General features: G+C 58.5%; 12 protein-coding genes and 1 pseudogene. 9 read left to right on the forward strand and 4 right to left on the reverse strand.

The features are described 5' to 3' along the window. Window positions 1-152 precede the first annotated feature (152 nt). From AS026_RS02285 to AS026_RS02295, 3 genes are all read left to right on the forward strand, one after another. Window positions 153-1,460: an epoxide hydrolase family protein gene (locus tag AS026_RS02285; protein WP_062368537.1), complete on the forward strand. Its 1,308-nt coding sequence runs from the start codon at window positions 153-155 to the stop codon at window positions 1,458-1,460. A gap of 56 nt (window positions 1,461-1,516) precedes the next feature. Continuing rightward, window positions 1,517-1,924 (forward strand): Ohr family peroxiredoxin, encoded by a 408-nt coding sequence (locus tag AS026_RS02290; protein WP_025660557.1) that lies wholly within the window; start codon window positions 1,517-1,519, stop codon window positions 1,922-1,924. Between the two features lie 95 nt (window positions 1,925-2,019). Then, complete coding sequence (locus AS026_RS02295; RefSeq protein WP_062368538.1) at window positions 2,020-4,914, forward strand: ATP-binding protein; 2,895 nt, start codon at window positions 2,020-2,022, stop codon at window positions 4,912-4,914. A gap of 434 nt (window positions 4,915-5,348) precedes the next feature. Here the strand turns inward: AS026_RS02295 and AS026_RS42615 are convergent, their stop codons facing one another. Then, window positions 5,349-6,776, reverse strand: coding sequence for a mannose-1-phosphate guanylyltransferase/mannose-6-phosphate isomerase (locus tag AS026_RS42615; protein WP_062368539.1), 1,428 nt, complete (start codon window positions 6,774-6,776; stop codon window positions 5,349-5,351). A 39-nt stretch (window positions 6,777-6,815) separates the two neighbouring features. Then, on the reverse strand, window positions 6,816-8,255 hold the full coding sequence (locus tag AS026_RS42620; RefSeq protein ID WP_062368540.1) for a phosphomannomutase: 1,440 nt from the start codon (window positions 8,253-8,255) through the stop codon (window positions 6,816-6,818). A gap of 310 nt (window positions 8,256-8,565) precedes the next feature. Here AS026_RS42620 and gmd point away from each other — a divergent pair, with 310 nt between their 5' ends. Together gmd and fcl are read left to right on the forward strand one after the other, a co-directional pair. Next, the gene (gmd, locus tag AS026_RS02310; RefSeq protein ID WP_062368541.1) at window positions 8,566-9,705 is read left to right on the forward strand and encodes a GDP-mannose 4,6-dehydratase; all 1,140 of its coding nucleotides are present in this window, start codon (window positions 8,566-8,568) and stop codon (window positions 9,703-9,705) included. A gap of 4 nt (window positions 9,706-9,709) precedes the next feature. Then, a complete protein-coding gene (gene fcl / locus AS026_RS02315) occupies window positions 9,710-10,654 on the forward strand; it encodes a GDP-L-fucose synthase (RefSeq protein ID WP_062368542.1) in 945 nt (314 codons plus the stop codon). Window positions 10,655-10,902: 248 nt separating this feature from the next. On the opposite strand, the pseudogene AS026_RS39065 reads toward fcl, so the two are convergent. Continuing rightward, window positions 10,903-11,094 (reverse strand): annotated as a pseudogene (locus AS026_RS39065) (leucine zipper domain-containing protein); the annotation flags it as partial. Between the two features lie 263 nt (window positions 11,095-11,357). On the opposite strand from AS026_RS39065, the gene AS026_RS02320 reads away from it, so the two are divergent. Beyond that, window positions 11,358-12,203, forward strand: coding sequence for a Hint domain-containing protein (locus AS026_RS02320; RefSeq protein WP_062368543.1), 846 nt, complete (start codon window positions 11,358-11,360; stop codon window positions 12,201-12,203). Window positions 12,204-12,259: 56 nt separating this feature from the next. Beyond that, window positions 12,260-12,715, forward strand: coding sequence for a hypothetical protein (locus AS026_RS02325; RefSeq protein ID WP_062368544.1), 456 nt, complete (start codon window positions 12,260-12,262; stop codon window positions 12,713-12,715). A gap of 516 nt (window positions 12,716-13,231) precedes the next feature. Here the strand turns inward: AS026_RS02325 and AS026_RS42915 are convergent. Beyond that, the gene (locus AS026_RS42915; RefSeq protein WP_245307296.1) at window positions 13,232-13,735 is read right to left on the reverse strand and encodes a hypothetical protein; all 504 of its coding nucleotides are present in this window, start codon (window positions 13,733-13,735) and stop codon (window positions 13,232-13,234) included. Between AS026_RS42915 and AS026_RS02330 the strand changes: the two genes are divergently transcribed. Together AS026_RS02330 and AS026_RS02335 are read left to right on the forward strand one after the other, a co-directional pair. Beyond that, window positions 13,692-18,404 carry a DUF4082 domain-containing protein gene (locus AS026_RS02330; protein ID WP_342587544.1) on the forward strand — a complete coding sequence of 1,571 codons (4,713 nt, stop codon included), beginning with the start codon at window positions 13,692-13,694 and terminating at the stop codon, window positions 18,402-18,404. The two genes, AS026_RS42915 and AS026_RS02330, sit on opposite strands and share 44 nt — an antisense overlap. 20 nt (window positions 18,405-18,424) lie before the next feature. After that, window positions 18,425-19,648 (forward strand): GTP-binding protein, encoded by a 1,224-nt coding sequence (locus AS026_RS02335; RefSeq protein ID WP_062368546.1) that lies wholly within the window; start codon window positions 18,425-18,427, stop codon window positions 19,646-19,648. Window positions 19,649-19,652 lie beyond the last annotated feature (4 nt).

Below are 19,652 nucleotides of genomic sequence, written 5' to 3' on the forward strand. Positions count from 1 at the left end.
CGCACGTTAGGCGTTGTTAGACGTTGATTGCCGCAGCCCTCCAACAAACAAGGATTAACAACGCCTAACGTGAGCTTCACAGCTCCTCGGCGTAGCTTTTCGGGCAGCACAGCGGTGCAGACTCTCAACCGCCATTCTCGAGGAGAGAGACCATGACCACCACCAAAACCGAAGTTATCGACCTCGATCGACGCAGACTTTTGGGTGCCGCTGCAACCGGCATCGCCGCGCTCGGTATCGCAAACGTGTTTCCTGGGCGTTCAATCGCGTCGACCGATCCCGAAGCAATCCGCCCGTTCCGTATCAACGTTCCGGAAGCCGATCTTGATGATCTCCGTTACCGGCTTGCCCATACCCGCTTGCCCGAGAAAGAAACGGTAAGCGATTTCTCGCAGGGCGTGCCGCTCAAGACGATCAAGCAGGTCCTCCGGCATTGGCAAAAGGACTATGACTGGAGGAAGGTGGAGGCACGGATCAACAGCTATCCGAACTTCATCACCGAAATCGACGGCCTGGATATCCACTTCATCCACGTTCGTTCAAAGCATGAAAACGCGCTGCCGCTGATTGTGACGCATGGTTGGCCGGGCTCGATCGTCGAGCAACTGAAGATCATTGGCCCTCTCACCGACCCGACTGCCCATGGGGGCGATGCCTCTGACGCGTTCCACGTCGTCATCCCGTCCATGCCCGGCTATGGCTTTTCCGGAAAGCCCGACTCCACCGGCTGGGGGCCGGAACGCATTGCGGCCGCATGGACTACCCTGATGCGGCGGCTGGGATACAAGAACTTTGTCGCCCAAGGTGGCGACTGGGGTGCGGTGATCACCGACATGATCGGCGTGGAAGCGCCACCCGAACTGCTCGGCATCCATACGAACATGCCCGGAGCAATTCCTGTGGAGATCAACAACGCATCCTTTGCCAGCGCTCCTGCTCCGGAAGGCTTGTCGGACGAGGAGCGGAGGTCCTACGACCAGCTCGTCTTCTTCTACAAGCACGTCTATTACGCCTTCCTGATGGGAACGCGGCCGCAGACGCTGACCGGATTGGCCGACTCGCCGATTGCGCTTGCGACCTACATGCTCGACCACGACGCCCGGAGCCTTGAATTGATCGCCCGTTCCTTCGACGGTCAGAAGGAAGGTCTCAGCCCGGACGACGTGCTCGACAACGTCACCCTTTTCTGGCTCACCAACACAGGCGTATCAGCAGCCCGCCTCTATTGGGAAAACAAGCTCGCTTTCTTTGCGCCCAAGGGCGTCAAGGTACCAGTCGCGGTGAGTGTCTTCCCGGATGAGCTTTACCAGACCCCGCGCAAGTGGGCCGAAGCCGCCTACCCCAACCTCATCCACTACAACAAGGTGGCAAAGGGCGGTCACTTCGCCGCCTGGGAACAGCCGAAGCTGTTCGTCGATGAAGTGCGGGCCGGGTTCCGCAGTCTGCGGAAGTCTGGCTGACCTTTGTCCGGCGCGCGCATATGCGCGCGCCTCCCTCCTTCACCCGGGGTACGATCATGCAACATGTGCATACTGCCAGGACAGAGACGATTGGCAGCCGAGAGAACGGCTTCGCACGCAGTTCGGACGGGGCTCTCGATATCAGGCTTTCAAACCCTGCCGGCAATCGGCTAGGCACGAACCCGGAGCAGCTTGTCGCAATCGCCTGGTCGGCGAGTTTCGCAAGTTCATTGAAACATGTCGCCGACATCAGGCGGATCAAGCTCCACGCGGATGTCAGGATATATGCCAATGTGGAGTTATCCTCCGACGACCAGGGATATGTCGTCGGCGTTCGCCTGGATATCTACCTGCCCGGCCTGGATCGGGAAATTGCATCTGCTTTGGTTGAAGCTGCTCGACTTGAATGCCCATATTGCCGGGCAACACACGGCAACATCCATGCCTTCTACAATCTCGTCTAAGTCCCGAAGTGCGCAAACCGAATGTTGAGCCACCATGGCTCCGAAAAAGAGGTTGGAGTATAAACAGCACGGTGGAGGTGGTTAGGGGTAATGCCATGACGCGGGCGACAGGCGATGCGGCAGGTGAGGTGTCCTTCGGCCCCTTTTGTCTGAATGTCGGTCAGCGCCTTCTTGCGAAGGACGGGGTTCCTGTCGAGCTTGGCGCGCGGGCGCTGGACCTACTGATCGCTCTTGCTTCGGCTCCCAATACGCTGCTGACCAAACAGGATCTAATGTCGGCGGTCTGGCCCGACGTCATCGTTGAGGAAGGCAACCTGCGCTTTCACATGACCGGGCTGCGTAAAGCCCTTGGCGATGGGCGGGACGGTGCACGCTACATCACCACGATCCCCGGCCGCGGCTACAGCTTCGTTGCCCCGATCTCAGGCTCGTCCGCTGCGCTGGTCCCCGGTGATGGCGCGGTGAAATTCAGGCATGCCAATCTTCCCAACCGCTTGGAGCGTATGGTCGGACGCGAGAGTGATATCCTTGACCTTTCCGAGAGGTTGTCGAGATTTCCTGTCGTTTCCATCGTGGGAGGTGGAGGCGTCGGGAAGACTACCGTCGCAATAGCATTGGCCAATCAACTGGCGGGAGCGTTCGATGGAGCTGCGGTGCTTGCTGATTTCGGGACGCTAAGCGATCCATCGCTCGTTTCGCCCGCCCTCGCGTCCATGCTCGGAATACCGGTCGGCTCCGATGACGTGCGCCCCAGTTTGCTCGCTTATCTCAGAGATAAGCGCATCCTTCTTGTGTTCGATACCTGCGAGCATTTGGTCGATACCGTCGCAGACCTGGCGGCGAGCATAATCGATGCCGCGCCGCACGTCCGCATCCTGGTCACGAGCCGCGAAGCCCTCAGGATTGAAGGCGAAAGTATCTACAAGCTGGACACGCTGGCCTGCGCACCGGTCGATCCGGAAATGACTGCCGAGAAAATTCTCTCCTATCCGGCTTCCCAGATGTTCGCCGAGCGCATCGCCGCGAGCGGAGTGCCGTTGTCCCTCACCGACGACGATGCTCGCATCATTGCGGCGATTTGCAGAAAACTCGATGGCATGGCGCTTGCGCTGGAGCTGGCCGCGAGACGGGTCGAGGCCTATGGCCTCTCCCAGACGGCTGCCCTGCTCGATCAGCATCTTGCCCTGGCATGGGTGGGATCGCGCAACGCGCCGCCACGTCAGAAGACCCTGCGGGCGACGCTAGACTGGAGTTTCGGGCTGTTGTCCGACCTCGATCGCACCGTTCTTCGGAGACTGGCCATCTTCGTTGGCGATTTCACGCTTGATGCCGCCTGGGAGGTGATCGCAACACCGTCTCTTGACCGACCTGCCCTCTTTGGTGCCATCGACAGTCTTGTTGCGAAGTCTCTGCTGAGCGCCAACTCGTTCGGCGCGATGATGCGCTATCGGTTGCTCGATACAACGCGCGCCTACGCACTCAATAGCCAGATTGAAGATGATCTTGCCGACCTGGCTGCCAGCCACGCCTCGTACTACCGACGTTGGTTGGAGCAGTTTGGCCCGGATTGGCCAACGCTCTCGAGCGGGCCAGAACGGCTGCCCTATTTCCTTGGTATCAATAACGTCCGGGCGGCCCTGGAATGGGCGTTCGGCGACAGCGGCAATGTCGATGTCGGCATCAGCTTGGCTGCCGCGGCTGTTCCGGTATTTCAGGCGATGTCGCTCTTTCCGGAATGCCAGCGCTGGTCCGAGCGCGCCCTTTCTGCAATGGGGGAGCACTATCAGGAAAGCCGTGAGGAGATGCATCTTCAGGCTGGCCTTGGAATCTCCCGCATGTATCTCCACGGCGGCCGTGACGCGCTCCCCGCGCTCACGAGGGGTCTGGAGATTGCCGAAGGTCGAGGGAATGCGGTCGATCAGCTGAAGGTCCTCGGTCCGTTGAACATGTTTCATCTGCGAACGGGAGATTTCAAATCGGCGCTCCAGTGTGCCTATCGCTGTTCTTCCGTCGCTGAGGCGACCGAAGAGCCGTCTGCGATTTCGCTCGGGCACTTCTTTCTGGGCAATTCATTGCACTTCGGCGGCGAACTTGGCCGCGCCAGGCTCGAACTGGAGGCTGCGTTAGCGAGCGATCCGCTCCCCAGCCGCGCCCCGGGAAGCTATGTCGGTTTCCAGGGACGCGGGCTAGCAGGCGGAATCCTTGCCAGGAATCTCTGGCTTCAAGGCTTCCCTGACCAGGCGGCCGTCCGGGCGCGGCAAGCGATCAAGGAAGCGGCGGAGGCGGATCATTCGTTGACACTTTGCATCGCGCTGCTCGGTGGCATCGCGGTTTTCCTCTGGCGCGGCGACCTGGAGAGTGCACAAGAGCACATTGATTGGCTGATTTCGCGTGCCGGGCTGCACTCCCTGTCGCCATACGTGTCAGTAGCAAGAGGCTTCGAGGCGGAAATAGCTATTCGCCGGGGAGACCCTAGCGCAGGCGTCGACAGCCTCCGCCGATGCATTGAACGACTGCATGCCTCCACCTATGAGGTTTTCACCACCATGCTTGAAATCTCGCTGATAAAGGGGTTGGCGGCGCTCGGCAAAGTCGACGAAGGGTTGGAGCGGGTCGAGAAAGCCATCCAATCGGTCGAAACCAAAGGGGACTTCTGCTACGGCCCGGAACTTCTGCGAATAAAGGGAAACCTTTTGGGATCGATTTCCGCTTCGGATGAGGCACGCCATTGCATTACAGGTGCCATCGCCGCCAGTCGAAAGATGTGCGCACGCGGTTGGGAACTGCGCGCCTCGTGCGATCTCGCTGCACTCGAAGCGGACCTCGGAAAGAAAAGGGAAGCCGCAACGATCCTTCGGCTAGTCCTTGATGAGTTCGACGAGGGCCACGACACCGACGATCTGCAGGCAGCCCAAGACATGTCGATGCACGGCGGTGATGTGCCGATCGTTATCGAGGCATCGCACGAGCGGCCAACACGTCGCCCATAAATCCGCGCTGAGCGGCGGCGGGAGGGTTCGCGCACCGCGCCACCTCCTCTGCTACTGCTCGACGAAGGCAGACTTGACCCAGCGGGGAAGATTGCCCTTTGTGGGTATAGGGTGACACGGCCTCCTCGTCGAGCAGTCTTGAGACGACCGCGCCGCAAGCTTGGTGAGCACTTGGGACACCCCTTTAGACGTGCGTCAGCGGACCGATCAATTGCGCCAACCGACCGCAACGCCGCGTTCGCGTTTCGACCAGGCGAGGCAGACAGCAAGCGGAAAGGCGATTTCGCGCAAGCACGTGTCCCGTGCCCCAAGCGTGTGAAATGCGGAGCTAACCCTTAGCCAACGGCAACAGCACAAGGAAGCTTCCGTTTCAGAATCAAGACGATCAGCGCGTCGGCTGATGCCCAGGCGCCGGGCCGATCCGCGCGGGGAGCCTATCCACGCCCGAACTCGTCGGAGACACGGACGATATCGTCCTCGCCGAGATAGGAGCCGGTCTGAACTTCGATCATTTCCAGCACAATCCGGCCGGGATTATAGAGCCGGTGCAACTCGCCCTGCGGAATATAGACCGACTCGTTTTCACGCAGGAATGTCACCTGGTCGCCGACCGTTACTTCAGCCGTGCCTTTGACGCATACCCAGTGTTCAGAACGGTGAAAATGCCTCTGTAGCGACAGCTTTTTGCCCGGCGACACGAACAGGCGCTTCACCTGGAAACGATCGCCGTTGAAAAGCGACGTATAACCGCCCCAAGGGCGATAGCAGGTCGGGTGGGTTTCCGTCAGGCTTGATGTTTCCTTGGCCTTGGCAAGGAGTTTCACCAGCTTGCCGACTTCCTGGGCTTCGTCGAGGCGACCAACGTAGACGGCATCCTCGCTGGCGATGACAGCCACATTCTTCAGTCCTTGAACCGCGAGATGCGAGGCACGCGACAGGACCAGCGAATTTTCGGTGTTCATGACGGTGGCATGGCCGATAACGACATTGCCGTTCTCGTCCTTTTCGACGAGCTTTCGGATGGCATCCCAGCTACCGAGGTCTGACCATGCAAAAGCTGACGTGACCACGGCGGCATTGGCGGTCTTTTCCATCACCGCATAGTCGATAGAAATATCGGGGCTCTTCTGAAAACTGGGCCCATCGAGACGGACAAAATCAAGATCGATCGTAGCCTTGGCAACGGCAGCTTCCGCAGCCTCGTACACGGCCGGCGCATATGTTCCGAGCTCGTCCAGGAGCAGGTCGGCACGACACATGAAAATGCCGGAATTCCAGAAAAAGCCGCCAGTGGTCAGCATCTCTTCCGCGGCAGCAAGTTGCGGCTTCTCGACGAAGCGCTTCACCTTGTGCGCGCCGGACGAAAGCGGCTCGCCCTGTTCGATATAACCGTAACCGGTTGCAGGCTCGGTCGGCTTGATGCCGAATGTGACGATCTTGCCTGATGCGGCGGTCTGGCGCGCAGTCGCGATCGCCTCGCTCCAATCCTTGCCCGCATCGATCACGTGGTCGGAGGCCAGAAGCTGGAGGATCGCCTCCTCACCGAATTTCTTCTTCAAGTGGAAAGCAGCGGCGGCGATGGCAGCGGCCGTATTGCGAGCCACCGGCTCGAGGATGATGGCGGACAGATCGACATCGACTTCCCGGGCTTGCTCGGCCACTGTGAATCGAAAATCCTGATTGGTGATGACGACAGGCGCCTCGTAGACAGCGGCGTCGGTCACGCGCTCGAGGGTTTGCTGGAACAACGTCTTTTCATCGACGAGCTGGATGAACTGCTTCGGCGCGTTCGATCGCGACAATGGCCACAGGCGGGTGCCCTTGCCGCCGGCCATGATGACTGGAATGATCTTCTTGGTCATAGGAAATCTCCGGGTACGGACGGGCCGTGGTTATAAAGTTCAACCTTCAATAGGCAATCGGGTCAATGTGTTTGTCCAGTCGCGGACGAGGGAAAGGCCTTTCTCAAGCAACGACGAAGCAGCTGCATCATCCTCGGCTTCAACATAGCAACGCATTTCCGGCGCATTCCCGGAAGGGCGAAAGTGGACGACAGTGCGATCGGCCAGGGTGATGCGCAGGCCATCGATATCGCTGACCGAGCCAATGGCGCCAAGCGGTTTGACGAAGGCCGCCAAGTTTGCAGGAGAAGCACGCAGATGCGCCATTACTGCAGCGCTCCTCTCGACGGCAAAATTCTCGAGCCGGTCGGCGGCCGCCACCGGCAGGTGAAAATCGGCTGCGATCGCCGAAAGCGGCTTGTTCTGTTGCTTGGCGAGAAACAACGTCGCCAGGACCGGCAAAAAGCTGTCGCGGGTCGGAAGAGCGGTCAGCGCTCCATTCGCAACGGCGAAATCCGACTGCGTCAGCACGCCACCATTGGCCTCGAAGCCCATCACCGCCGTTTCGCCCGAGGCGGTCGCCTCGTTCATGCCTTCGATAACAAAGGGAGACCCGACTTTGGTACGGGTGACGCGGTAGCTGCCGGCCGCCTCTATGCCGGAATTGGAGGTCACCGGTGTGACGACGACCCTTGCTTCAAGGAAACGCGCGACGATGAGCCCGAGGAGGTCACCGCGCACCGGTATACCCGTCTCGTCGGCCACCAGCGGCCGGTCGCCGTCACCATCGGCGGAAACGATGGCGTCGAGATCATGCTCCCTGGCCCAGCCGCGCAGCAGTTCGATCGTCTGCGCCGACACGGCTTCTGTATCGACCGGGATGAAATGATCGGATCGTCCGAGCGCCACGACTTGCGCACCATAACCGGCGATCACGTCAATCAGGCCATCGCGGGCAACGGTGCTGTGCTGGTATACGCCGATTTTCAGGCCGGAAAGTGCGCCAGCCGGTAGAAGCACGCGGTTGCGTGACAGGAAAAGCGCAGCGGCCTGGTGTTCTTCGCTCTGCGCGGCGCCAGGTGTCAGGTCAACAATGGTGTCGTCTATCTCGGCCGCGATACGGGTGATAGCAAGCTCGTCCACCTTGTCGATCTCGCCATCCGGTCGATAGAATTTGATGCCGTTGCGATCTGCCGGGATATGCGAGCCGGTGACCATCAGCGAGGCGCAGCCCTTCGACATGGCATAAAGCGCCAGCGCCGGCGTCGGGATCGCGCCGCAATCGATCGGCTGCAGGCCGGCGCGTGCCAGCGCTCCGATGCAGGTGGCAGCAATATCGGGGCTTGAGGGACGATAGTCGCCAGCGACAAAAATGCGGTCTCCAGCCTTCGCCAATCCGGCATCCAGCAGGTGTCTCGCAAAAGCGGTTGCGTAAAGAGCCGAGGCATGGCCCTGAAGATCGGTTACAAGGCCACGAAGACCGCTGGTGCCGAATTTCATGAAACGTCCTAACATTCACCGACATGCTGTCTACGTCGGTAAACCGTCATCCGCGAGTGTCAACAGATTAGCGAAAGATATCGAGCGTTTCAAACCGGTGATAGGCTTAGGCTCGCCAGAACCTCAGGCTGAGGCAGGACACACTCCACGCCATTAGGATGATGCCCGAAATAGGGCGTTGGCCGGGACGGGGGAAAAATGTGTACTCAACGATGCCGTGCTAGTGCGACCGGAAACACGGCCGCCACCCTATCTGAACCCAAGAAAGTGATTGGGTGGGCGCCTAGCTAGTATAAGAGGAGAGGGTACGATGGATGGCTCGCGCCAAGATACATCGCTTGCAACGCGCACACGCAGAGGAAGAGCCGTCAAAAGAGCACTCATTACAGGTATAACCGGACAAGATGGTTCCTACCTTGCCGAACTTTTGCTTAGCAAAGGATATGAGGTTCACGGAATCAAACGGCGTACGTCTCTCTTCAATACAGATCGGATCGACCACCTGTACGTGGATCCCCATGTCGAGGATCGCAAATTCATACTGCATCACGGTGATCTGACGGATGCCACCAGCTTGATCCGCATCGTTCAACAAGTGCAGCCGGATGAGATTTACAACCTGGCAGCACAATCCCATGTTGCCGTTTCGTTCGAGGAACCGGAGTATACTGCGAACTCGGATGCGCTCGGCGCTCTGAGAATTCTCGAGGCCATCCGTATACTTGGAATGGAAAAAACGACGCGCTTTTATCAAGCAAGCACGTCCGAACTGTATGGACTTGTCCAGGAAACGCCTCAAAGGGAAACGACGCCATTTTATCCGCGTAGCCCATACGCTGTTGCGAAACTCTATGCTTACTGGATCACCGTCAACTATCGAGAATCCTACGGAATGTATGCTTGCAACGGCATTCTCTTCAATCATGAGAGCCCAGTGCGAGGTGAAACCTTTGTCACCCGCAAGATTACACGTGCCTTGGCGCGCATTAAGCTCGGCCTTCAGGACTGCCTGTATCTGGGTAACATGGATTCCAAACGCGATTGGGGGCACGCGAAAGACTATGTTGAAATGCAGTGGCTAATGCTGCAGCAGGAACAACCAGAAGATTTCGTTATCGCCACGGGCATTCAATACAGCGTGCGCGAGTTTGTAGAAGCTGCCGCTCGGGAAATCGGCATGACCATTCGCTGGTCTGGAACGGGTGTCGACGAGAAGGGGTTCGATGCAAGAGGCAATTGCGTTGTCGCGGTCGATCCACGTTACTTCCGTCCAGCAGAAGTGGAGACCCTTCTGGGGGATGCGTCCAAAGCGAAGCAGAAATTGGGATGGGCAGCCAAGACAACGTTTGAAGAGCTCGTATCGGAAATGATGCGCGAGGATCTCAAGGCCGCCGAGCGTGACGAGGTGGTTCGAAAGCATGGCTTCAATACCTTCCAGCATCACGAATAGCTTCATGGATAAGAGCGCCAAAATTTATGTGGCCGGTCATCGTGGCATGGTGGGATCGGCCATTGTGCGCCGGCTTAAATCTGCAGGCTACTCCAATATACTGACGCGCACTCATGCGGATCTCGATTTGACGCAACAGTCAAGGGTCACCGAGTTCCTGACCACGGAGCGACCGGACTATGTTTTCCTGGCCGCCGCGAAGGTCGGCGGTATTCATGCCAACAATGTCTACCGCGCGGAATTCCTCTACCAGAACCTGATGATAGAGGCGAATGTGATCCATGCCGCTTGGCAAGCTGGGGTCGCGCGCATGCTCTTCCTTGGTTCGAGCTGTATCTATCCGCGGGACTGCCCTCAGCCGATAAAAGAGGAATACCTGCTGACCGGCGCGCTTGAACCGACCAACGAGCCGTATGCGATTGCCAAGATCGCCGGCGTAAAGCTTTGCGAAAGCTACAACCGGCAATTCGGAACCCGATATATGTCTGTGATGCCGACGAACCTTTATGGCATTGATGACAATTATGACCTGAACAACAGTCACGTGCTGCCCGCGTTGATTCGTAAGGCGCACGAGGCGAAACTCCGTGGTGATCGCAGCTACGAGGTATGGGGTTCCGGGCGCCCGATGCGTGAATTCTTGTATGTCGATGACATGGCTGACGCCTGCGTCTTCTTGATGGAGCAGGAAGGGATCGAACCAAGCCTATTTAACGTTGGAACCGGCGAGGATATCACCATTCGGGAGTTGGCCGAGACCGTGATGGATATCGTCGAGTTCAAGGGCACAATCGTATTCGATACTTCCAAACCAGATGGTACACCTCGAAAGCTGTTGAATGTTGACCGACTGCGCAGCCTGGGATGGAGCGCGCGAACAACACTGCGCGATGGGCTGCGCGCGACCTATGCTGACTTCCTCAAGGGAACGGATCGAGCTTGTCGTTGACGAGCGCACGGTTACATTTCCAGGCCACAATATAGACGATTCCTGTCGTCGGTTCTCCGGTCGTCGTAGCCTTAACGGTACAGGCCGTGCCGCCGCCGATCGCAAGGCTTTGGTGCCCAAATCATCCCATCGGCGCTTGGCTAATTTAGCTCCTTCCGGAACGATACCATCCTCAAGAAATCACCAGAATGCGGATTGCCAGTTTGTTGGCCAGGGCTAGGATGCCGACCTTTCCCGATCGGCTCCCGAGGTCGGGAGGAGCGACCGAGCATCGCTCGGCGACCGCCCGCTCTGAAGCGCTCGAGCCAAGGGGCGACAAACTTGGTCGAGACGCCGTGGGCCTAAGCAGCCCAAGCTCGGCTCAGGTGGCCTTCGACAACAGCGAGAGCCATTTCTTCTCGACGCATCGGCGTTCGTCGAGCATTCTTGTGAATGTTCATTCTTCAGTTTGGTCGACGGTGGACACACGACGGCCACCCCCGTCGGACAACGGTCGCCTCTGGCGCCCCTTTTCAGCAACGAAAAACAGGTCTGAGTATGGGGGACTTTGCGTCGGTTTAGCTGAGGCACCTACGGGGCATATCCACATTAACATTGCGCACGTATTCGCACTAAGCCTTTCTGCTGAATTAGCGTGGGAAGGTGGAAGGCGTATTATAGTTTGTCCAAGGCTGTTTCGATGCGTTTAGCAAGGTGTGTCAGGATGACTTACGTCAAAGATCCGAATCTGCCATTCAATACCGCGCGCCGACGTTTTCTCGGGGTGGCGGCTGCTACCGGCGCTCGCGTCGCAAGCGTGGCGGCCCTTGCAATGGCAGTGTCGTCGTTGCCGGTGAGCGCGGGCCCACGTAACGGGAACGGGAACGGGAACGGGAACTCTGGTGGGAATGGCAACTCCGGCGGTCCGCAATGTTTTCTGCGTGGCACGGCAATCCTTACGGATCGCGGCGAAAAGCGTGTCGAGGATCTTCAGACGGGAGATCGCGTTGTCCTTCTGGAAGGAGAAACCAGCCCCATCAAGTGGGTCGGTCGGCAGGTATTTACGAAGCGAGGCGCGTGCTGGCAGGAGGGCGTCGTACCGATTCAAGTGGCACGTCATGCGCTCGGCAATGGCACACCACATTCCGATCTCTACCTCTCACCCCTGCATGCTCTGCTCCTGAATGGCGTTTTTATACGGGTGAAGGATCTCGTAAATGGCACGACAATCGCGCCGATCGCACCGCGCGACGATATGACGATTGAGTACTATGCCATCCTGCTCGCGACGCACAAAGTAATCCTTGCTGAAGGCGCTGCGGCAGAGACCTTCCGCCCTTCGGAGGGCAATCGCGAAAATTTCGCAAATTTCGCGGAATATGAACGCCTGTATCCTGGCGAGACACGCGAGCCGATGACATCCTATGTGACGGTTCTCGGCGAGGAAGGCGGCTGGCAGCATCTGAAAGCCCTTCTTCTCCTCGGCGCCTCGCCTCTGGTGCCAATGCGTGATCCGTTCGAGGATGCCTGCGAGAAGATCAGTGCTCAAGCCAGAGAGCTGTCGATCTAACTAGGGCGTGTTGACAACGTGTTCCAGCCAATGGAAATCTGTCTCCGGAGGCCACGATGCCATCAGTTCGAATTTACGATCTCGAAGGGCACGTTTTGGCCGCCGAGCTACGAGATTTGCTACGCCTGTTGTCGCCTCGATCTCTCCGAGCAAATTGGACCGTTTCGACGGTCAAGTCGTCCATACCGGGACATGAATGGTTTGATGCTACAGGCGAAGGTGGCGAAAAACTTGAAGCTCTCGCGCAAGACAATGCAGAGATTTCCGGCTCGGATTTAGCGGCATTAGCCGAGAATACGCGGCAGGTAATTTGGGGAGAGTTCGTTGGCTCTCTACCCGCAGAGCCGAGTAGCACGTGGGTGACTATCCGGGCCGCTGACGGCACCTTCTACGAGATCGAGACGGACGACGAGATCGTGCTGAACAAGATTAGCTCGACATACAAAGATGTCCGCGCTGGGGAGGCTCCGATAGCCTCATGGCCTTTAGGAGGTGTGGACTCTTGGACTTAGTCTAATGGTCTCGACGCTCTGTTCATTCTTCCCACTGGTCGGCCTTCGGTGAAATTCGAACTTGGCGGCAGTTCAGCCGACCGAGGGGAAGACTAATCCGAATTTGAACTTTGCCCTGTTTCGAGGTCGCGGCAGAAATGAGCGCTGTTGCCGGATCTGGTTCAAATCACCTCCCCTGCGAACGACACTTTGACCAGCTCTGCTTTGAGGATTGTTTCCAGTGGAACCGAGCCAACTTAAATAAAAGCCGTTCAATAGCTTATCGATAATCCTATCGGGGTATGCCCTGCGATGCATCATACTGCTGATTACTGTCGTTCTCTATCGCCGCAAACATGACAGGATAATTCCCTGAACATGTGTCGCAGTGCAAGTGAGGGCGTTTGTCATGCTGAGGATCAACATCAAGGACCGCGACTATTTGAGCGCGTATGGTGGCACCTCAAGTGTTTATAGTGCAGTAGCAACAGGCAGCGCCCTTTTTGTGAACGCAACAGTGGTTTCGTCAGTAGGCGATCAGCCAATTGCCGATCTGAGCGCCGTCGGCTCGGTAACCTCGCTCACAGGGACGTCGACCACTGCGTCTCCTTTGACCAATGATCCAGCCCCGGCACAAACGTCAGCAGCTTCAACCGCCGCCCCCACAGGCGACGCGACCGGCGGGGCGAGCTTGGCGCTTACTACCACCACAACGCCGACCGCAGATTCTTCGACTTCCGACCCGCAGACGAAACCACGCACCGTCCTGCCTCCAGATCCTTCCACTTCCATCACCACGACGTCGCTGGAGCCGGCTCTGTCAACTGCTCCTGACGTTGTGCTTCCGGTCTCGGACGCGAGCGATACGTCGAGTGTTCCGGTCCTGAGGTTCTCGGTCGCAAGTGTGGGAACGGCTGAGGATACGTCATCTGCGTCAGCAGCGGCGACTTCGGATGCGCCGGCGACCCTCGCCGCAACAGCTTCGACGACGACGGTTGTGGCCGTCACAGCGCCAGTAACGGCCACTCCTACGCTGAACATCATCGCCCTCGAAAACCTGAAGCAGGGCAACCCCAGAAGTGAATGGGGCCTTGATGGCGACGGCGGCGGGACCATTCAGGGCTTCGCAACCGAAATCAGCACCAATATCGGCCAGACCGTCGACTTCAAGATCGCAACGGATTCGACCCACTACCGCATCGACATCTATCGTCTCGGCTATTACGGCGGGGACGGCGCGCGCAAGGTCGCATCGATCGACAAGTCACTGACGACGGCGCAGATCCAGCCGCATCCGATCGTCGACATGTCTCTCGGCCTGATCGACTGTGGCAACTGGTCGGTTTCCGCAAGCTGGGAGATCCCGGCGGATGCCGTTTCCGGCGTCTACATTGCCAAGCTCGTCCGCGAGGACGGCGTCGAGGATGCAAGCATCATTCCGTTTGTCGTGCGTGACGACGCCTCGACGAGTGACATCGTCTTCCAGACATCCGATACGACCTGGCAGGCCTACAACGCCTGGGGTGGGGCGAGCCTCTACTACGGAGAGGTTCCAGTCGATCCGGCAGACATGATCGGCTACCTGCCGCCGAACTGCAGTTGCGGTCTGACTGCTATTGGGCGAGCATCGGCGATCAGCTACAATCGCCCGATCATCACCAACACCAGCCCGATTGGTGGAACCTGGGACTACATTTTCGGCGCCGAGCATTCGGCCATCCAGTGGCTGGAACAGAACGGCTACGACGTATCCTACATCTCGGGCGTCGACGCTTCCCGAAATGGCAACCTGCTGCTCAACCACCAGGCCTATCTGTCGGTCGGCCACGACGAGTACTGGTCTGGCGAACAGCGCGCCAACGTCGAGGCGGCGCGCGACAGCGGCGTCAACCTCGCATTCTGGAGTGGCAACGAGTGCTATTGGAAGGTCCGTTGGGAAAGCAGCATCGATGGCAATGGCCAGGCCTACCGGACGATGGTCTGTTACAAGGAGACCTGGGGTACCAGCACGGATCCGAGCGACGTTGGCACCGGCACCTGGCGCGATCCACGCTATGCCGACCCCGGACAGGAGCCAGAAAATTCGCTGACCGGGACCATGTTCACGGTCGACAGTTATCGCGCTGATACCATTTCCATTCCTTATGACTATTCAAATCTGCGCTTCTGGCGAAACACTGATGTGGCCAATCTGCAGCCCGGGGAAACGTACAACCTCGTTCAGAACCTGTTGGGCTACGAATGGGACTCTGATGTCGAAAACGGCTTCCGGCCTGACGGCCTAATCAACTTGTCGCTTTCCTCGGTCGCCGTAAGTACCTATCTGCGCGACTATGGAATGACCGTCGGCGATGCCGTCGTCGACCACAGCTTGACTATGTACCGGGCCGAGAGCGGTGCGCTGGTTTTCAGTGCGGGTACCGTCTTCTGGTCGTGGGGACTGAACGATCAGCATGAGGGAACCTACACGCCAACTGATCCAAATGTTCAGCAGGCTATGGTCAACATGTTCGCGGACATGGGGATTCAGCCAACGACTCTGGATGCCAGCCTGATCCTGGCCACCCAATCCACTGATATCATCAAGCCGACGTCGACAATCACCTCGCCCATCATCGGCGCAAGTTTTGTCGAAGGACAGCATGTCACCATCACCGGAACGGCACAGGATTTCGGCGGTGGCATCATCGCTGGCATCGAAGTCTCCACGGACGGTGGACAGCACTGGTTCAAGGCCACCGGCCGCGAGAACTGGAGCTACAACTGGGTCGTTCAGGCCAGTGGCACCTATACGATCATGTCACGCGCCGTGGACGACAGCGTCAACTTGGAGACGCCATCATCGGGCAAGCAGGTCAGCATCATCCTGCCCGACACGAACAGCCTCTGGACGCTCGCTTCCAAGCCCGCGACCGAGACTGCGATTGATCGCGACGGTGTCGAACTCGGAGTCCGGTTTCAATCCACGATGGGCGGTTCCATCGAAGGGATTCGTTTTTACAAGGGCTTTTATAACGTCGGAGAGCACGTCGTCAGTCTGTGGGATGCGAACGGTACGCTGCTTGCAACGGGTGTATCGACAGGCGAATCTATCTCGGGCTGGCAAACCGTCATGTTTTCCTCGCCGATTCATATCTCGGCTGGAACGACCTATGTCGCCTCCTATCACAGCAATGGCTATTACTCTGTCACCGAGCACTATTTCACTCCGGGATCGACGTACAGCAACGGCGCGCTGAAGGCAGTCGACGGTGGCGGTGTCTATGCGTATGGCTCGACCAGCACTTTCCCCGGTGACAACCCTGGCGGGTCGAACTACTGGGTTGACGTCGTATTCGATGCTGGCCCGAACAGCGTGCCTGTTGCCACCGATGACACCGGCTTCTCGGTCGCACGCAATGGCGCATTGACGATTTCAATAGCTTCGCTCGTTGCCAATGACATCGATCCGAATGGTGATGCTCTAACTATCGCCGCTGTGGGTAATGCCCTGAACGGAACGGTTTCGCTGGATACCCAGACCGGGAACGTCATCTTCACACCCAATGCGAACTATACCGGGCCGGCAAGCTTCAGCTATACACTTTCCGACGGGCGCGGCGGCACCGACCAGGGCGATGTCAGCCTGACTGTCGAGGAAGGAGTCGGCCAATCGCTGTTCCAGGCTGGCGACGGTCCAAGTGGCGCTGGCTACCATGAGAATGCTCCGCTGGAATTGGGCATGAAGTTCACTGCCTCGACAAGCGGAACACTCACTGGCATTCGCTTTTACAAGGCGGCGGGCGATACTGGCCCGCATACCGGTTCCATTTGGACTTCAGACGGGACGCTGATCGCCACTGTCACATTCACAAATGAGGCCCTGAGCGGTTGGCAGACGGCCAATTTCGCTTCGCCAATCCAGATTACAGCAGGAACGACCTACGTCGCTTCCTATCACACGACGGGTAGCTATGTCGCGACCGCCGACTATTTCTCGACTGCTCACACGAGCGGCGCGCTGACCGGCTTGTCGAGTGCTGCCAGTGGCGGCAACGGCGTCTTCTCCTATGGAACGAACACGACGTTCCCCACATCCAGCTACCAGGCATCGAACTACTGGGTGGACGTCGTCTTCAACCAATCAACTGTCAACAACGCGCCGGTGGCGGCCAATGACAACGGCTTTACCACCTATTCGAACACAGTGCTCTCAATCGCGGCAGCAAGCCTGCTTGCCAATGACACGGATCCTGACGGCGACGCCTTGACGATCACTGGGGCAAATGGCGCAACGAATGGCACGGTGACATTTGACAGCCAAACCAACGCCGTCATTTTCACACCAACGACGGGCTACGTGGGCGCTGCGAGCTTCAGCTACTCCATTTCTGACGGTCGCGGCGGAACATCAACCGCCACGGTCTCTCTGAACGTCGGGGCCCAACCCACCAGTACGAATCTGTTCGCCTCTTCTGACACGCCAAGTATTGCCGCCGCAAACGATCCTTCCTCTGTGGAATTGGGCGTCAAGTTCGTGGCATCGGCGAGCGGGCAAATCACGGGCTTGCGATACTATAAGAGCGCTCAGGACGTCGGCACACATGTCGGCTCATTGTGGAGCAGCACCGGCCAACTTCTTGCAACGGCGACGTTCACCAACGAAACGGCAAGCGGCTGGCAGACGGTGAGCTTCTCACAGCCGATCACCATTTCTGCGGGTGTGACCTATGTCGCAAGCTATCATTCCAACGGCTTCTATGCAGCGACGCCAAACTACTTCACGACGGACCATAGCAACGGAGCGCTGACTGCGCCGTCCAGTTCGACGAGCGGCGGAAATGGCGTCTACGCTTATGGTACCGGAACACTGTTTCCGTCAGCCTCCTACAGTTCGGCCAATTACTGGGTCGATGTCACCTACCAACAGTCGACGCAGAACGGTGCACCTGTCGCTGTCAATGACAATGGAATTTCTACGGGCATCGGAACGCCTGTTGTCCTGCAGGCATCAAGCCTCCTCACCAACGACAGCGATCCGGACGGTGACCAGATCTCGGTGGCGAGCGTCGGCAATGCGATCAATGGCACGGTCGCATTCAATAGCCAGGCGGGCACCATCACCTTCACGCCGCTCGCAGGCTATATCGGCGCGGCGAGCTTTGACTACACCATCCAGGATACACAAGGGCAAACATCGACAGCCAGCGTCGCGGTGAATGTGACCAACGAGGGCAGCGAGCAGAACGTCTTTGCCGCCGGCACGACGCCCGCCATTGCGTCGGTCAATGACAACAATCCAGTCAACCTCGGCATGAAGTTCCAGTCGGATGCAGCTGGCTGGATCACCGGCATTCGTTTCTACAAGAGCGAGGAGAATACCGGACCCCATACGGGCTATCTCTGGACGGCAAGCGGCACGTTGCTGGCGAGCGCGACCTTCACCAACGAGAGCGCAAGCGGTTGGCAGTCCGTCGACCTCTCGCAGAAGGTCGCAATCGATGCCGGCACGACTTACGTCGTCTCATACAGCACCAACGGCAACTATTCGGCAACGGGCAACTACTTCAGTGACACCACGACCAATGGCAATCTGCAGGCCATGTCGTCGGCGCTGAGCGGTGGCAACGGCCTCTATGAATATGGCTCCAGCGGGCTGTTCCCGACGAGTACATACAACAGCACCAACTACTATGTGGACGTGGCGTTCAGGCAGCAGCTCGCAGCGTAACAGCGAGTGGGGGAGTATCAATGACAGGTGGCGACAAGCGCCTCCCAGTAACGGTTTTGGCGGGTTTCCTCGGCGCGGGAAAGACAACCATCCTCAACCATGTATTGCGTAACCGGGAAGGACGCCGGGTCGCCGTCATCGTCAATGACATGAGCGAGATCAACATCGATGCCGAGCTCGTTCGTGGTGGCGGAGCCAACCTGTCGCGCACCAATGAAACACTGGTGGAACTCACGAACGGCTGTATCTGTTGCACGCTGCGCGACGATCTCTTGAGCGAAGTGCGTCGGCTTGCTGCCGACGATCGCTTCGACTACCTGCTGATCGAGGGGACGGGGATTGCCGAACCTCTGCCGATTGCCGCCACATTCTCCTTCCGGGACGAAAACGGCAGCGCGCTTTGCGATGTTGCGCGGCTGGATACGATGGTTTCCGTCGTCGACGCCGCCAACCTTCTGGCGGATTACTCGAGCGCAGATTTCCTCAGCGACCGTGGAGAAACCCGGGACACCGACGACGAACGGACACTCGTCGACCTTTTGGTAGAGCAGATCGAGTTTGCCGACGTCGTCGTGATCAACAAGGTTTCGGAGGTCAGTCCGGAAAAACGCACGACGGTGCGCCAGGTCGTTGCGGCGCTCAATCCCGATGCGCGCGTCGTCGAGACGGACTTCGGTCACCTGCCGCTTTCCACCATTCTCGATACCGGGCTTTTCAGCGAGGCGAAGTCCGCCCGGCACCCGTACTGGCACAAGGAACTCTACGGCTGGGGCGATCATGTTCCGGAAACCGAGGAATACGGCATTTCGAGCTTCGTCTATCGCGCGCGCCGCCCCTTTGACCCTGCTGCGCTCGATCGGTTTCTCGCGCAGCAATGGCCGGGCCTCATCCGCGCCAAGGGGCACTTCTGGCTGGCAACACGGCCGAACGAAATCGGACTGCTTTCGATTGCCGGCACACAGCGGCGCATGGATACCAAGGGCTTCTGGTGGGCGAGCGTATCCAGGGCGCACTGGCCACGCTATCCGCAATTCCGCCAGTTGCTCGACCGGTATTGGGACGCCGTGTGGGGCGACCGCCGCCAGGAACTCGTGTTCATCGGCGCGGGCTTTGATCAAAAGGCAATCAGTGCGGCGCTCGACGACTGCCTGATCGGAGACGAAGCAAGCTTCGACCCGGATCTCGGCAGACATCTGACGGATCCGTTCCCGGCCTGGCAACATGCACAGCATCACCATCCATGACCAC

This window comes from Rhizobium altiplani (genome assembly GCF_001542405.1).
Lineage (GTDB): Bacteria > Pseudomonadota > Alphaproteobacteria > Rhizobiales > Rhizobiaceae > Rhizobium > Rhizobium altiplani.

Coding starts and splice junctions, on each gene's coding strand:
- AS026_RS02285 (WP_062368537.1), top strand. CDS start 153: ATGACCACCACCAAAACCGAAGTTATCGACCTCGATCGACGCAGACTT.
- AS026_RS02290 (WP_025660557.1), top strand. CDS start 1,517: ATGCAACATGTGCATACTGCCAGGACAGAGACGATTGGCAGCCGAGAG.
- AS026_RS02295 (WP_062368538.1), top strand. CDS start 2,020: ATGACGCGGGCGACAGGCGATGCGGCAGGTGAGGTGTCCTTCGGCCCC.
- AS026_RS42615 (WP_062368539.1), bottom strand. CDS start 6,776: ATGACCAAGAAGATCATTCCAGTCATCATGGCCGGCGGCAAGGGCACC.
- AS026_RS42620 (WP_062368540.1), bottom strand. CDS start 8,255: ATGAAATTCGGCACCAGCGGTCTTCGTGGCCTTGTAACCGATCTTCAG.
- gmd (WP_062368541.1), top strand. CDS start 8,566: ATGGATGGCTCGCGCCAAGATACATCGCTTGCAACGCGCACACGCAGA.
- fcl (WP_062368542.1), top strand. CDS start 9,710: ATGGATAAGAGCGCCAAAATTTATGTGGCCGGTCATCGTGGCATGGTG.
- AS026_RS02320 (WP_062368543.1), top strand. CDS start 11,358: ATGACTTACGTCAAAGATCCGAATCTGCCATTCAATACCGCGCGCCGA.
- AS026_RS02325 (WP_062368544.1), top strand. CDS start 12,260: ATGCCATCAGTTCGAATTTACGATCTCGAAGGGCACGTTTTGGCCGCC.
- AS026_RS42915 (WP_245307296.1), bottom strand. CDS start 13,735: ATGTTCAGCGTAGGAGTGGCCGTTACTGGCGCTGTGACGGCCACAACC.
- AS026_RS02335 (WP_062368546.1), top strand. CDS start 18,425: ATGACAGGTGGCGACAAGCGCCTCCCAGTAACGGTTTTGGCGGGTTTC.